Origin of the sequence: Flavilitoribacter nigricans DSM 23189 = NBRC 102662, from assembly GCF_002646595.1 — a bacterium.
GTDB classification, from domain to species: Bacteria; Bacteroidota; Bacteroidia; order Chitinophagales; family Saprospiraceae; genus Flavilitoribacter; species Flavilitoribacter nigricans.
In genome coordinates this window covers 256,255-272,097 of the sequence record NZ_PDUD01000001.1, presented here as the reverse complement: position 1 = coordinate 272,097, position 15,843 = coordinate 256,255, and the positions used below count along the sequence as shown (strand labels likewise).

Annotated in this window: 10 protein-coding genes; 5 read left to right on the top strand and 5 right to left on the bottom strand. The window is 51.3% G+C overall.

Translation table 11 applies throughout. The features are described 5' to 3' along the window. The first annotated feature begins 10 nt into the window (after positions 1–10). Positions 11–2,236: an FN3 associated domain-containing protein gene (locus CRP01_RS01065; protein WP_099148124.1), complete on the top strand. Its 2,226-nt coding sequence runs from the start codon at positions 11–13 to the stop codon at positions 2,234–2,236. A gap of 23 nt (positions 2,237–2,259) precedes the next feature. Here CRP01_RS01065 and CRP01_RS01060 read toward each other — a convergent pair whose 3' ends face one another. Then, on the bottom strand, positions 2,260–2,400 hold the full coding sequence (locus CRP01_RS01060; RefSeq protein WP_099148123.1) for a DUF2256 domain-containing protein: 141 nt from the start codon (positions 2,398–2,400) through the stop codon (positions 2,260–2,262). 50 nt (positions 2,401–2,450) lie between these two features. On the opposite strand from CRP01_RS01060, the gene CRP01_RS01055 reads away from it, so the two are divergent. The 3 genes from CRP01_RS01055 to CRP01_RS01045 all read left to right on the top strand — a co-directional run bounded on the left by CRP01_RS01055 (position 2,451) and on the right by CRP01_RS01045 (position 9,947). Then, complete coding sequence (locus CRP01_RS01055) at positions 2,451–3,287, top strand: zinc ribbon domain-containing protein (RefSeq protein ID WP_099148122.1); 837 nt, start codon at positions 2,451–2,453, stop codon at positions 3,285–3,287. Positions 3,288–3,867: 580 nt separating this feature from the next. Next, complete coding sequence (gene gltB, locus CRP01_RS01050) at positions 3,868–8,409, top strand: glutamate synthase large subunit (RefSeq protein WP_099148121.1); 4,542 nt, start codon at positions 3,868–3,870, stop codon at positions 8,407–8,409. A 62-nt stretch (positions 8,410–8,471) separates the two neighbouring features. Then, positions 8,472–9,947 (top strand): glutamate synthase subunit beta, encoded by a 1,476-nt coding sequence (locus CRP01_RS01045; RefSeq protein ID WP_099148120.1) that lies wholly within the window; start codon positions 8,472–8,474, stop codon positions 9,945–9,947. A 145-nt stretch (positions 9,948–10,092) separates the two neighbouring features. Here the strand turns inward: CRP01_RS01045 and CRP01_RS01040 are convergent, their stop codons facing one another. The 3 genes from CRP01_RS01040 to trxB form a co-directional block, all read right to left on the bottom strand. Beyond that, positions 10,093–10,509, bottom strand: coding sequence for a hypothetical protein (locus tag CRP01_RS01040; protein WP_099148119.1), 417 nt, complete (start codon positions 10,507–10,509; stop codon positions 10,093–10,095). Positions 10,510–10,705: 196 nt separating this feature from the next. Then, positions 10,706–11,788, bottom strand: a complete 1,083-nt coding sequence (gene fbaA / locus CRP01_RS01035; RefSeq protein ID WP_099148118.1) for a class II fructose-bisphosphate aldolase — start codon at positions 11,786–11,788, stop codon at positions 10,706–10,708. Positions 11,789–11,997: 209 nt separating this feature from the next. Then, positions 11,998–12,933, bottom strand: a complete 936-nt coding sequence (trxB, locus tag CRP01_RS01030) for a thioredoxin-disulfide reductase (RefSeq protein ID WP_099148117.1) — start codon at positions 12,931–12,933, stop codon at positions 11,998–12,000. 451 nt (positions 12,934–13,384) lie between these two features. On the opposite strand from trxB, the gene CRP01_RS01025 reads away from it, so the two are divergent. Continuing rightward, positions 13,385–14,911, top strand: a complete 1,527-nt coding sequence (locus CRP01_RS01025) for a S8 family peptidase (RefSeq protein ID WP_099148116.1) — start codon at positions 13,385–13,387, stop codon at positions 14,909–14,911. 463 nt (positions 14,912–15,374) lie between these two features. Here CRP01_RS01025 and CRP01_RS01020 read toward each other — a convergent pair whose 3' ends face one another. After that, entirely contained in the window at positions 15,375–15,797 is a 423-nt protein-coding gene (locus CRP01_RS01020; protein ID WP_099148115.1) for an arsenate reductase/protein-tyrosine-phosphatase family protein, read from the bottom strand. Positions 15,798–15,843: the final 46 nt, after the last annotated feature.

The window sequence follows — 15,843 nt, the reverse complement described above, 5'->3', positions numbered from 1 at the left end:
ACATTAGTCTATGAAGCTATTTTATAGTGTTGTTTCCAATGCGGTATTTGCGATAAATCTCCTGCTGATCTTTTTCCTGTTTGTGGAAGATCAGGTAATGGTGCCGGAGTGGCTACAGGCTGTAGGCCGCATGCACCCGATGTTGTTGCACCTGCCGATCGGCTTTCTTTTGTTACTGGCGTTGCTTCCGTTTGTAAAGAAGCACCTGCCGGAGCCCTCCTTTTACCAGATGCACCTTTTCGTTCTGGCATTGGGTAGCATAACGGCCGCCCTCACCGCCTTAATGGGATTCTTTCTGGCCCGAGAGTCGGGTTACAACGGCGAACTGGTAGATCAGCATAAATGGGCTGGCATCGTACTGAGTTGGCTGACCTACGGCCTTTTCGTCTGGCTCAAAGGTCAGCAAAAGGTAAGCCGGCTTTTTCAGTTCGGGCTTGCGGCCAACATCCTGGTGCTCCTGATCGCCGGTCATCTGGGGGCTGGGATCACCCACGGAGAAGACTTTGTCCTGGCACCTTTACAAAACGAAAAACCAGCAATAACGGCGGCTACACCGGTCTACGAGGCCTTGATCGTCCCGGTATTCCAGCAGAAATGTTTCAGTTGTCACAATGAAAGTAAAGCCAAGGGCGGCCTGGTTATGACGGATATTAAAAAATTCCGGAAAGGCGGAGACACCGGCGTACCTTTCACGGCCGGAGATCACGCAGAAAGCCTGCTGATCGAACGCCTGGAATTACCGCTTGAAACGGAAGAACATATGCCGCCGGAGGGCAAACCCCAACTGACGGAAGCGGAGATCGACCTGCTCAGGAACTGGATCGCCCAGGGAGCGGATATGACTATACCAATCCGGGACCTGCCGGACGACAGTCCGCTGAAATTACTGGCCATGGAACAGATCCAGGCGGCCCAGGCTGAACTGGAGGTTGCCTATGATTTTGCTCCAGCTTCCACGGCTGTCATTGAAGAGCTGAACATCCCATTTCGGACCGTTACGCCTATCGCCCAGGGATCGCCGGCCTTACGGGCTGCCATTTTCATCCGGGAAACTTACGAGAAGGAGTTCCTGGCCGATCTGCTCAAGGTACGGGATCAACTGGTGGACCTGAAACTGGACCATCTCCCCATTGAAGACGATGAACTGGAAGTGATCCGCAAGTTCCATCGTCTGGAAAAACTCAACCTGAACAATACCGATCTCTCGGGCAAAGGTCTGGAAGTACTGGCCGATTGCGGTGAATTGCGCAGTCTTTCTCTTTCCGGTCTGCCGGTAGATACCAGTATTACGGCTACCCTGCGCGGGCTGCCCAGGCTGGAAGAACTGTTTATCTGGAATACGGCTTTGGATTCTGTTGGCATCAGGGCCTTGATCCATGCGTTCCCGGCTATTGACATTCAGAGCGGTTACCAGCCGGAAGCGAAGGAATTGCTGCAACTCAGTCCGCCGGTGGTCAAAAGAATGGATAATCTGGAAGGCCGGGAGGAGATCCACTTGAAACACAATTTCCCGGGAGCTGTGATCCGGTATACCGTTGACGGCAGCGAACCGGACAGCACCGATGCACCGATTTACGAAGGGCCGATCGCACCGAGTCAGTATGCAGTGGTCAAAGCCCGGGCATTTCGGGAAAACTGGCTGGGCAGCGAACAGGTTACGGCTACTTTTTTCCCGAAGTCCATTCCTATCCGGGAAGCTAAATTACTGACCAGTCCCAATCAGAAATACACCGGCTCGGGAGCTCCGGGATTGATCGACGGAAAAAAAGGCTTCGCCAATAATTTTCAGTCTCCCTTTTGGATCGGATTCCGCAAGGAGGCCTTCGAGGCCCTGTTCTATCCGGAGGATCCCGCCATTCCCATTTCGACCATTACGCTGAGTTATCTGCAAAATATCGGCTCCTACATCATGACGCCCATGAATATTGAAGTCTGGGGCGGACCGGATGCGGGCAATCTGCGATTGATCCGCAAATTTAATCCCCAATTACCGGAGAAATACCTGCCGAACGAGGTGAGAGGACTGGATATCCGTATACCCGCTTCTACTTTTGCCTGCTACAAGATCGTGGCCAGACCGCTGCCATCGCTACCGGCCTGGCACCAGGGGAAAGGTGATCCCTCCTGGGTTTTTCTCGATGAGGTCTATTTTTACAATGATGCCTCTCAGGCGCTGATCCCGGAAGGGACGGAGGGGATCAGTTCTTTGAATAACACCGGCGCAGCTTCAAAATAAGCTGACTGTCAGTGCTTTAGGTTTTATCGATTCCGACGGCAGCGTTCGCTGCAGTAGCGCACTTCCTCCCAGTTTTTGGCCCATTTCTTGCGCCAGACGAAGGGACGTTGGCAAACCGGGCAGATTTTACTAGGTAATTCGCTCTTTTTTCGTGCTTTGGCCATATTTTTGGCATTTTAGAGTTGGAAATTCAAAAAAATTTAAAGCATCCAGTTTGAAATCCTGTCCTAACTGTCAGACACCCTTACCGGACGAAGCTCGCTTCTGTATTCAGTGTGGAGCGCCTCAGCACGAGCAAAAAGCAGAGGACGCCATATTTACAGTGAACTGGGATGATGAGGTAGCCACCCAGATTAGCGCCCATTTTTTCGCAGCGCTCCAACAAAAAGTACGCACCGAACTCGGCAAATCGGAGCACCTGCCATTTTCCGAGCGGGTGTACGAATCCGGATTCCGGGATATCGTGGAGCGGCGGGCCAAACAGGTAGGGGAGAAGCTGCAGGCCCAACTCAATACGGATGCGATCTCCGTCCGGACAGCTAACAAAAAAGTAGGGAAGCTGTTGGAGGAACTTACCGATTTTTTCATCATTCGCTATTGTCAGGATCTGCTGGATACCCCGCTTCCCGAAAGCATTCTGAAGTACCAGCATCTGGATCCGCAAGAGATCGACCTGTTTCAGATGGTATTGGATTATCTGGATTTCGCCCACGAGTCGGAAGTCGTTTATACCGATTTTTTAACCATGCCGGTCAATAAGTTGAAAAATGCCGGGCGGTCGTTCCTGTTCCCGGAAAAGAGCGAAAAGATCCTGCTGATCTGTGATCAGAGTTTATTCGGATCCTGCAAGGAAGGGTTCGCGCTTACCGAAAAAGCGATCTATTGGAAAGCGCACTTACAGAAGGCCAGGCAGGTGGCTTACGACCAGCTCAAAGGTCTGGAAAGAGAGAAGGAATGGATCAATATCAACGGCTATTTTTTCAACGTAAATCCCTCGCTGAACCAGAAAATGCTGAAACTGCTGAAGCGACTTTCCGCCTGGTCCGCATAACTACATTATTGGGTAGAAAATTCGTTTAGGGATCGTACCAGAAATGAAATTTTAACGATGCGGCAGAATTCATTTTCGCCCATTTGGGCTAAAATAAAATATGGCATTAGCCCCGCATTGTGAATTTTTTATTCTACAGATCCGGATAATTCCGTTTAATATTTGAATTAACAAAATTTGCTTTTTTAGTGAAATCACCCCAAAAATTATTAATTCCTTTACTTCCATTCGTAGTTTTAAGTAAAATTTAAAGAATAGCGGGTTTCGCTTGAATAATATTCATTTGTAAACTCATCGAAATTTCCTATTTTTGTTAGCCCGGCTAAAGTCAAATCTTTCAACTAGTATTAGAGCTGAACGACACCTCTTTAAACCACAGATGATTGCAAATTAGGATGTTAGCACAGTTCTGATGCAAGTCCTACTGAATAACGCCAAATTAAAATTGATCCATTGTTTGAGATCCGGACCGGGGATCCAATGCGATCAGCAGCTTGTTTCGGAGTTTAAGGTGAAGCCTTACCAACGTCTTCATGTTCTGAAAAACTCCTTTTTTTCAACGCCAATAACGAATAGATCTATGCAAGAACGCAGCAACCAAGGGCTATATGTTCCATCCATGGAAAAGGATTCCTGCGGAACTGGTTTCATTGCCAACTTGAATGGCCATAAATCCCATGAGCTGGTAGCGGATGCATTGCAGATGCTGACCAATATGGAACATAGAGGAGCTTGTGGATGTGAACCTAATACCGGAGACGGTGCCGGGATACTCACCCAGGTACCACATGATTTTTTAACTATTGAGTGTAAGAAGATCGGATTGAATTTGCCGGAATACGGAGCTTACGGTGTGGGAATGGTATTTTTTCCCCAGCATGAGGTATTGCGCCGGCAGAGCCGATTCCTGTTAAACGATTATATCGATGAGTGCGGTTTTGACCTGATCGGTTACCGTCCTCTGAAAACCATAAATGATGATATCGGTCCCTCGGCCATGTCCGTGGAACCCCGTATGGAACAGGTATTTGTGCGTCCCAAGGATAAGCTTGATCTGAAAACCCTGGAGCGTCGTTTGTACATCCTACGCAAATACGCTACGCATAACATACACCTTACGTATCCCCAGTCCAAAGACGAATTTTACATTACTTCCTTTTCTTATAAGACGATTGTCTACAAAGGTCAGTTGACGACCTACCAGGTGCAGCCGTATTTTGCTGATCTTCAGGATCCCAACTACAAATCTGCGATCGCCCTGGTACACTCCCGGTTCTCCACGAACACGGTGCCTAAATGGAAACTGGCCCAGCCGTTCCGCTACGTAGCCCACAACGGGGAGATCAACACCATCCAGGGTAACGTCAACTGGTGGAAAGCGAAAGAGAAACTGATCAAGGCCGAATTGTTCAGCGAAGAAGAACTGGAAAAGCTGAAACCCATCTGCGGACAGCACCTGTCGGATTCCGGTAACTTCGATAACGTGCTAGAGTTTTTGGTACTCAGTGGCATCTCCCTGCCGCACGCTCTGATGATGATGATCCCGGAAGCGTGGCAGCACGATGATCATATGGAGGACTACAAAAAGGCTTTCTACGAGTATCACAAAACCATTATGGAACCCTGGGACGGTCCCGCCTCCATCTGTTTTACGGATGGGATTCTGGTAGGAGCTACACTGGACCGTAACGGTCTGCGTCCGTCCCGATACTGCCTCACGGATGATAATGTACTGATCGTGGCCTCGGAGGCCGGGGTAATTCCGATCGATCAGTCCAAAGTGGTAAAGAAAGGTCGCCTGCAACCGGGTAAGATCCTGATCGCCGACCTGGACGAACACCGCATCATCGGTGACGAAGAACTGAAATCCATCATCTGCCAGCGTCTGCCGTACCGTGAGTGGCTGGATGAGCATCGCCTCACCCTGGACGATATCCAGGAGCGCGGTAATCCAGTGATCGAGCTGGATGAAAAGACCCTGTTCCGGAACCAACAGCTTTTCGGTTTTACGAAAGAAGACCTCCGGGTACTGCTCGCTCCGATGATCAAGGAGGGCAAGGATCCGATCGGCTCCATGGGAGCGGATACGCCGCTGGCGGTACTGTCTCACCACAGTCAGCACCTGGGCAACTATTTCAAACAGTTGTTCGCACAGGTGACCAACCCGCCGATCGACCCCATCCGGGAGCGCTCAGTGATGTCCCTGTACGCGATGCTGGGTGGCTCCCGCAATATTCTGGATCGCGGTCCGGAAAGAGCGAGCTTCATCCACCTGGATCAACCGCTGCTGAGCAACGGGGAACTGAAAAAGATAAAAGAACTACATCACCCGCGTTTCCGTTCCGGCGTGATCGATACGCTTTTTGACGCCGACGGCCAGGGTGGACGCCTGCGGGCCGCTATCGATCACATCTGTGCGGTAGCCGAAGATCTGACCCGGAACGGCGCAAATATCCTGATCCTGTCCGATCGCAACGCCAATGCTTACCGGGCACCGCTGCCTTCATTGCTGGCAGTGGGAGCAGTGCACCATCACCTGATCCGTACCGGATTGCGGGCACTGACCTCCATTGTGGTCGAGACCGGGGACGCGCGGGAAACCCATCACTTCGCTACCCTGATCGGCTACGGGGCCAGTGCGATCAACCCGTATATGGCTTACGCCAGCATTGCGGACCTGAGACGCCGTGGCGGGGTATTCGAAGATGATCTTTCTCTGGACAAACTGCTGTACACTTATAAAAAAGCAGTGGGTAAAGGTCTGTTGAAGATCATGTCCAAGATCGGTATCTCCACGCTGCAATCCTACCAGGGAGCGCAGATCTTTGAGATCCTGGGATTGAACAAAGAAGTGGTGGATCATTGCTTTGCCGGCTCCGTATCCCGGATCGAAGGGATCGGGTACGACGGTATTGCCAAAGAAGTGCTGGTTCGCCACCATCTGGCCTTCCCGCATTCTTCGACGGCTGCTCCCGACTTGGAAGTCGGAGGGATCTACCAGTGGAAACGACGGGGCGAAGCGCACCTGTTCAATCCGCAATCCATCCACCTGTTGCAATTCGCAACCCGTAAGAAAGATTATACCGCCTTTAAGAAATACAGTAAGATCATCAACGATCAGGCAGAACAGGCACTGACGCTGCGTGGCCTGCTGACCTTTCGCAAAGGTGAGGCGATCGATATCTCCGAGGTAGAGCCGGTAGAGAAAATCCTGAAGCGTTTTGCAACGGGAGCCATGTCCTTCGGTTCAATTTCCCACGAGGCCCACTCGACCCTGGCGATCGCGATGAACAAGATCGGCGGCCGTAGTAACAGTGGAGAAGGGGGTGAAGATCCCATCCGCTTCGATCGGAAAGAAAATGGAGACTGGGAGCGTTCTGCGATCAAGCAGGTAGCTTCCGGACGTTTCGGGGTAACCAGTTACTACCTGAACAATGCCATCGAACTGCAGATTAAAATGGCCCAGGGTGCAAAACCCGGTGAGGGTGGACAGCTTCCCGGCCATAAAGTGGACGACTGGATCGGCCGGGTGCGGAATTCAACGCCGGGCGTAGGTCTGATCTCACCGCCTCCGCACCACGATATTTATTCCATCGAGGATCTGGCTCAGCTGATCTTTGACCTGAAAAACGCCAATCCGGATGCCCGGATCAACGTGAAACTGGTTTCCAAAGCCGGTGTAGGTATTATTGCCTCCGGGGTGGCCAAAGCGCACGCAGACGCTATCCTGATCGCCGGACACGACGGCGGTACGGGGGCTTCACCGCTGACGTCTATCCGGCACGCCGGTCTGCCGTGGGAACTGGGTCTGGCAGAATCACACCAGACTTTGGTGAAAAACAAACTGCGCGACCGGGTCGTCCTGCAAACGGACGGTCAGATCCGTACCGGTCGGGACCTGGCGATCGCTACTTTGCTGGGCGCCGAAGAGTGGGGCGTTGCCACCGCCGCGCTGGTGGTCGAAGGCTGTATCATGATGCGGAAGTGTCACCTGAACACCTGCCCGGTCGGTATCGCTACCCAGGATCCGGAACTGCGTAAACGCTTTACGGGAGATCCCGAGCACGTGATCAATTTCTTTACCTTCCTGGCGCAGGAACTGCGGGAGATCATGGCGGAACTCGGCTTCCGTACCGTGGAAGAAATGGTGGGTAAGGTAGAACTGCTGAAAGTAAAACAACATATCGATTACTGGAAATACCAGGCACTTGATCTGAGCCCGATCCTGTATAAGGAGCCGGCTGATCCCTCGGTTGGACAATTCAAGCGCGTTGAGCAGGACCACGGTATCGCCGACGTACTGGACCGTCGCCTGATCGAACACGCCCAGCCCGCGCTTAACGATGCGCAGGTGGTAAATACGACCTTCAAGATCAAAAATACCGACCGGGCGGTTGGCGCCATGCTCTCTTCGGAGATCTCCAGACGCTTCCACGCGGAAGGTTTGCCGGACGCTACGATCCAGTATCGTTTCCGGGGCTCGGCCGGTCAGAGTTTCGGTGCCTTCGGAGCGAAAGGGCTGGAATTCACCCTGGAAGGTGAAGCCAATGACTACTTTGGAAAAGGACTTTCCGGCGGTCGCCTGATCGTGGTGCCGGACCGGGAAGCTACTTTCGATCCCCACGAGAACATCATCATCGGTAACGTGGCCTTCTACGGTGCAACTTCCGGTGAGGCCTACATCAAAGGAACGGCCGGAGAACGCTTCTGCGTCCGGAACTCCGGGGTGAAGGCAGTGGTGGAAGGTATCGGTGACCACGGTTGTGAATACATGACCGGTGGGGTAGTAGTGGTACTGGGAGAAACCGGTAAGAACTTTGCTGCCGGTATGAGCGGCGGCATGGCCTACGTTTACAATCCGGAGAAAAAATTCGAATCGCTGGTCAACCAGGAAATGATCGATCTGGATCCGCTGGATGAAGCCGATTTCGAACTGCTGCGCCGGATGATCCGTAACCATTTCTCCTACACGAGCAGTAAAACCGCTCTGGACATCCTGGACAACTGGAACGAATCTAAAAAGCTTTTTGTGAAAGTGATGCCGCGGGATTACAAAGCCGTACTGCGCCGTCGGAATGAGCAACCACAGGTAGATCTGAAAGTGGCGGTATTGGATGCCTAGGTCGTGTTAGAAGCGACAGGTGTTCGAAGTATCAATTTGTTAAATTTTATATCAATCATCATATGGCTGATCCAAAAGGATTTATGAAATATACCCGGGAACTCCCCGATCCACGCGAGGTAGACGAGCGGGTAAACGACTATAAAGAACTGTATCAGGAGTTTCCCAAAGAAAAGACCCGCCAGCAGGCTTCCCGCTGTATGGACTGTGGCGTGCCTTTCTGCCACAGTGGATGTCCGCTGGGGAATATTATCCCTGAATTCAACGATGCGGTATACCAGGAGGACTGGGAGCTCGCTTTCCGCATCCTGAGCTCCACCAATAACTTTCCGGAGTTTACCGGACGGATCTGTCCGGCTCCCTGCGAAACGGCCTGTGTACTGGGCATCAATCAACCTCCGGTGGCTATCGAACACATCGAAAAATCCATTGCGGAAGTTGCTTACGAAAAAGGTTACCTGCGCCCGAAACCGCCCATCAGCCGAACGGGTAAAAAAGTAGCGGTCGTGGGTTCCGGTCCTGCCGGTCTGGCCGCTGCAGCCCAGCTGAATAAAGCCGGGCATACGGTAGTGGTCATGGAACGTAATGATCGCATCGGCGGTCTGCTCCGTTACGGTATTCCGGATTTTAAACTGGAAAAATGGGTGGTGGAACGCCGGGTGCGCCTGATGGAAGCCGAAGGTATCCGTTTCAAGACCAACGCCAATGTTGGGGAAAATGTACCGGTTTCCGAATTGCTGGATAATTACGACGCCGTGGTGCTTTGTGGCGGATCCACGATCCCCCGGGACCTTCCGCTGGCCGGACGCAGCTTGAGCGGTATTCATTTTGCCATGGAATTCCTGGAGCAGAATAACCGTCGCGTATCGGGAGATCCGATCGCCGAGCAGGAATCCATTATGGCCACGGGTAAGCATGTGGTCGTGATCGGCGGTGGTGATACGGGAGCCGACTGTGTGGGTACCTCCAACCGGCACAAAGCGGAATCCGTGACCCAGATCGAATTGCTGGCCAAGCCGCCCGAGCAGCGCGATCCCTTATCCTGGCCGAACTGGCCGATGATCCTGCGTACGTCTACCTCCCACATGGAAGGCTGTCAGCGCGAATGGGCTCTGATGACCGAACGCTTTATCGATGACGGCTTCGGCAATATCAAGGCCATCGAAACCGTCGATCTGGAGTGGGGAAAAGACGAAGAGACCGGTCGGTACAGCTTCAAAAAGATCCCCGGCTCCGAAAAGGAGTGGCCCTGTGACCTGTTGTTGATCGCAGCCGGATTCCTGCACCCTCAGAAAGAAGGTATGCTGGAACAACTGGGGCTTGCACTCGACCAGCGCGGGAATATCCAGGCAACGAATTACCAGACTAGTGTAGAGAAGGTATTCGCAGCCGGAGATATGCGCAGAGGTCAGTCGCTGGTGGTATGGGCCATTAGCGAAGGCCGCGAAGCCGCCAAAGCCGTTGATGAATACCTCATGGGGCAATCTTCGCTGGAGGGTAAGGATGATTCCTTCCTGTTGGCGGAAACCATGAGCTAAAATAATCGATCAGCAAAGCGGGATGGTAAGGCGCTTCCTTTCCCGCCGTTTGCATCTTATAAGTTTTTAACTTTTTCTGCAAATCACTATCGAGGTTTGGGTTTTCCTCTTCCTAGTTCAGGAGGGGGAAAATTCAAACCTTTTTTTATTCCAGCAGGAATAACCGGATCAATGAAAATACAAAGGCAAGCGTCCAGACAATGGTTCGGTAAGCGTTGATGCGGATCAGGCGATCGGCCAGCACCTGGTGGTCTTCGGCCAGAGAGAAAGTATGATGGATGGGCACCGCAAAGAAAAAAGTAAGGATCCAGGCAATGATGATCAGGATAAAGGAAACGATCGTAAACAGATCGGGAAAGAAAAACACCTGGTAGGCAGCCAGGGCTAATTGCCCGAGCAGGAGGGGCATGATCACAAAGCTGACCAGAAAGGTATACTTCGGATGCCATCGATTGATGCCTTCCCGGGAGAAGTATTTGAAGCTGGGATAAATAACCAGTTGGACCAACCAGATCAATACCACCACTCCGAAGTCTAAAAGTAAGCGAAAGAGATCCAGCATTGTAAAAAGCATATGAGCCACTCCGGATCACTGAAAGGACAAACTACCGGATAAATTCAGAAAGATTGGGTGAACTGGGGATGGGAGAGAGGGTGAAGCGCCCTGCTTCACCCCTTCTCCGGTTCCTCTTGCCTCCCTCTCCGCTTACTTTGGAAACAATTGTCCATTGGTAAGCAGAAATGGCTCATGATCAAATTTATGCGTTGCGATTCAGGCAGTTCAGGTCTTCAAAAGCGACCTTCAGACGGTCGATGAAAGACTGTTCGCCGGCCCGCAGCCATACCCGTGGATCGTAGTACTTTTTGTTCGGTACATCGTCTCCTTCGGGATTGCCGATCTGCGCCTGCAGATAGTCGCGTTTTCCTTCGTAGTAGTTGCGCACACCGTCCCAGAATGCCCACTGCATATCGGTATCGATGTTCATTTTAACCGCACCGTAGCCGATGGCTTCCCGGATCTCTTCGCGGGAAGAGCCGGAACCTCCGTGGAATACGAAATTCACCGGATTGGCCGCAGTCGCGTATTTCTCCTGGATGTACTCCTGGGAGTTTTTCAGGATCTTGGGCGTCAGTTCTACGTTACCGGGTTTGTATACACCGTGTACGTTACCGAAAGCCGCGGCGATGGTGAATCGCTTGCTCACCTTGCTCAGCTCTTCGTAAGCGTAGGCTACTTCTTCCGGCTGGGTATACAGACGGGAGTTGTCGATATCGGTATTGTCCACACCGTCTTCTTCACCACCGGTAACCCCGAGTTCGATCTCCAGGGTCATACCGATCTTATCCATCCGCTTCAGGAATTCAACACAGGTGCCGATATTCTCTTCGAGTGATTCTTCGGAAAGGTCGATCATGTGGGAGCTGTACAGCGGGTAACCTCTTTCAGCGTAGAAACTTTCACCGGCAGACAGCAGTCCGTCGATCCAGGGAAGGATCTTGCGGGCGCAGTGGTCCGTATGCAGAATGACCGGTACGCCGTACGCTTTGGCCATGGTATGGACGTGGGTAGCTCCGGAGATACCACCGAGGATGGAAGCCTGCTGGTCGGAATTGGACAGTCCTTTACCGGCAAAGAAGGCAGAACCACCGTTGGAAAACTGGACAATGACCGGCGAATTTACTTCCCGGGCCGTTTCCAGTACCGCATTGACGGAATCCGTACCAATAACGTTTACCGCCGGGAGGGCGAAATCGTGCTCGTTGGCATAATTCAGCAATTCGGTTACCTCTTCTCCGTGCAGTACGCCCGGGCGGAATTTTGTGGATGTTGCAGTAGACATATAGGGTGTGATTAAATGAAATGCCGGCTTCCAGCCGGCGAATATGTTTTGTAGGACCGGCCGGGGCCGGTCTGAAATTTTGTGTGAAATCGGATACGGCACGGTCCCGTTACCGCAGTACCGGGACGGTTGTGCTTTCCTCAACAAATATACGATCTATAATAGACAAATCACCGTTTCGTATACCTGACTGGAAGCCGGATCTACCGTTAAACAATGCCTTTTTCCACCAGGTAACGCTCCGCGTCCAATGCGGCCATACAACCGGTACCGGCTGCCGTTACGGCCTGACGGTAAACATTGTCCTGGGCATCACCGCTGGCAAAGACACCTTCGACATTGGTGCGGCTGGTACCCGGGATGGTTTTGATGTACCCGGTCTTATCCATATCCAGCCATCCGTTAAAGATCTCCGTGTTCGGTTTGTGGCCGATCGCAACAAAGAACCCTTTTACCGGAATAACGGAAGTTTCCTTCGTTTGATTGTTGATCACCTGAATACCCTCTACTTCTTCTTTTCCCAATACTTCGGTAACCTCAGTATTCCAGTGTATTTCGATGTTCTCGGTTTTGTTGACCCGCTCCTGCATGATCTTAGAGGCGCGCATTTCGTCGCGACGGACCAAGAGGTGCACTTTGGGGCAAAGCTTGGACAAATAAGTAGCTTCTTCCGCTGCGGTATCACCGCCGCCGACAACCGCTACCTCCTGACCCCGGAAAAAGAAACCGTCACATACCGCACAGGCGGATACGCCCTTGTTGTTCAGGCGCTGTTCGGATTCCAGTCCCAGCCACTTGGCGCTGGCACCGGTTGCTACGATCACGGTATTGGCTTCGAGTTCTTCTCCGCCTTCGGTCCACACATTATGGATGTCGCCCGTGAAATCAACCTTACTGATCAGTTCGTACCGTACCTGGGTGCCGAAACGTTCGGCCTGTTTACGGAATTCTTCCATCATTTCGGGGCCGCCGATACCATCCGGATAGCCGGGGTAGTTTTCGACGTCGGTCGTAATAGTAAGTTGTCCTCCCGGTTCTTTACCGGTGTATAATACGGGGTCCAGACCGGCACGGGCGGCATAGATAGCTGCCGTATATCCTGCAGGGCCCGACCCGATGATCAGACATTTAATAGTATCTGCCATTATTTAATAAGTTTTGGTATTGTTCCCGACTGAGCCGGTTTAAATTCAGTTAGGGCTCTTGCGGGTAGATTGGTCATAATTCGGTTAGCGGAAATCGGTGCGCAAAAATAAGAAAAATTTTAAGCCTACCTATTCCATTCTCCATCTTAGCGTATCAGGTGTAATTTTAACGCCTGAAGTACCCTTCCGGTTGAATACAGCGCAGGGAAGTGTCCGCTCCACGATGGTTGCCCCGCTCCGCTTTCGAACGAGTGGAAGATAAGCGGGCGCAAACTTCACAACAAGTTGTTGGGTAGGAACAACTACCTACTCAACAAATAACGGACAATCTATTGCGTTATTGATAAGCGGGGACGTCCACCGTTATTTTCCAGCCGTACATCTAATAAATGTTGGATTTCTAGGAAAAAGGGCCTATTATTGAAAACATAACTCAAAAAACGCCAGACATATGCTATCGCTCATATACGTTGCCGGATTTGGATTAAGTGCTTTATTTCTGGCACTTTGGTTTTACAAACAACGCAGGGACGGAGGAGCCTTTTTCCCCATAATGCTCCTAATGGCCATTGTTGCTTTTGTAGTGGGAGTGGCCAGCTCGGAACTGGCCCTGGACGAAAAACTACTGGTGCTTTTCCGGGATCTGACCGTGCTGGGATTCATCGGATTGTTTTCCCGGCTGTTTCTCAAGAGATTTCCCTTATTCCTTTTCGGACTGCTGCTACTGGCCGTAGGGCTCCGTTTTTACTATAACAATTTCATGCAATACGCACTAATCGCCGAACCGGTGACGGTAGAAGAGAACTGGAGCGACGACGGTGAACTACTGATCGAACTGGCCGAAGGGGCGGATCTACAGACCCTGGAGCCGATCTTCCAGTACTACGGCGTGCGGGCAAGCCGGGCGTTTCAGCCGAAATTAGCGGACCAGACCGAACTCGATGACTACTACGTGCTCGATATCCCCAATGATCAGAAAGATTGGAAAGGACTGCAAAAGGCCCTGGATAAAAGCGGGATCATCGATTGGGTGGAAGGCAATGAAAGTGTGAGTGTGAGCCCGATCGAAGCAAACCGTAAACTGCCGGAGGTTAATCGCAAATACGGCATTAATGATCCGGGATTGGAACATCTCTGGTCTTTCGAGGTCATGAGTATGGATCAGTTGTATGATTTTCTGGACCAGCAAAAGATCAAACCGAAAAAGACCGCCGTCGTAGCCATCCTGGATACCGGGGTGGATAGTAAGCACGAAGACCTGACGGATAACTTTACCTCAATTAACAGCAAATACGACAATGACCCCCGTGGTCACGGAACGCATTGTGCCGGTATTGCCGGTGCGGTGTCCAATAACCAAAAGGGGGTTGCCTCATATTCCCGGAACAACGGTTTTGTGAAGCTAACCAGCATCAAAGTGCTGAATAGTTCCGGAATGGGTACCCAGCAGACCATCATCAATGGGATCATCGAGGCGGCCGACCGCAAAGTGGACGTCATTTCCCTTTCCCTCGGCGGCTATTCCAACCAAACGAAACAACGCGCCTACGAGAAGGCCGTCAAATACGCCAACAAAGCGGGCTGTATCGTGGTAGCGGCTGCCGGTAATTCCAACCGGAATGCAAAAGATTTTTCTCCGGTTAATGCCGAGGGCGTTATCGGAGTGAGTGCTATTTCCGAAGATCTCAGCCGTGCGGTATTCTCCAACACGGTGGAAGATATCAAAATGGGCGTTGCGGCTCCGGGTACGAACATTTATTCGACTATTCCGGGCAACAACTACGCTTCCTATAACGGGACTTCCATGGCGACGCCCTACGTCTCCGGTTTGATCGGGTTGATGAAAAGTATCAATCCCAAGCTGGATAGCCAACAGGCCTACGAGATCCTGCACGCCAGTGGAAAAGACACCCGATCCGGATCGGAGACCGGACAGTTGATCCAACCGCTGGGAGCGATCAAGCAATTGATGAAGTAAAATATTCTATTTCTGACTCGGGGACACCAGAGCGTTAACGCGCTGCAATTGGATAGGCCCCCACCATCCGGGAGAAGGAAAATGCCGCAGAAGGCGTTCCTTCTCCCGGTTTGCGTTTAGTCCATTTCTTTTTGGGAATCGGGAAAAACACAAGTCGTCGGTAAGCATGACTCCTAAGCTTATACGTTTCAACACCTATGTCCCCCCAAATGTATCCCTACCGCTTTTAGGGATGAAACGGACGTAAAATTGGGTTGGGCCTGGTAGTGTCAGACACAGTCAGGGTCCAACCCAATTTTAGTAGAGCAGATACGGACGCGAAGCGGTTGGGAAAGGCTGACGGTCACCAGCAGGTCAGGATCAAAGCCACTTCGCTTCAGGTCTAGTTCTGACTGCTAAAAAGTAAAAAGGCGATCGGAATGACTTTGTCCGATCGCCTTTTTAGCTTGTTTTTTCTTGAGAATTAGGTGGTTACGGGGTCCATGAGTTCCTGCCCGATGAACTTGAGTATGAATTTCTTGATGGTTTCACGCACATTCCGGAAAGATTCCTCCATATCCAGGGTAGAAAGGGTAGGGTCATCAACATCCAGATGGAGGTGCTTTTTGGCCCGTACCTGCTTGAGTAAAGCACTGGGAATGTCCTGGCCGAAAGTGATCAGGTAGTCGTATTTGTTTTTTAGCAATTTGGTGGCTAACTTGGGATGTTGTTCCTTAATATCTATATTGTCTTCATCCATGATTTCGAAGGCGAGCGGATGCAGGTTCTTATTTTCTACTCCTGCGCTGTGCACAAGAGCCAGGTTTCCTGCGAAAAATTTTAAGTATCCTTCCGCCATTTGACTACGGGCCGTATTGTAATGGCAAAGAATTAAAATCTTCTTCATGTATGTTAAGATAATGTTTATCGGGTGTAAAATTAAGATTAATTCT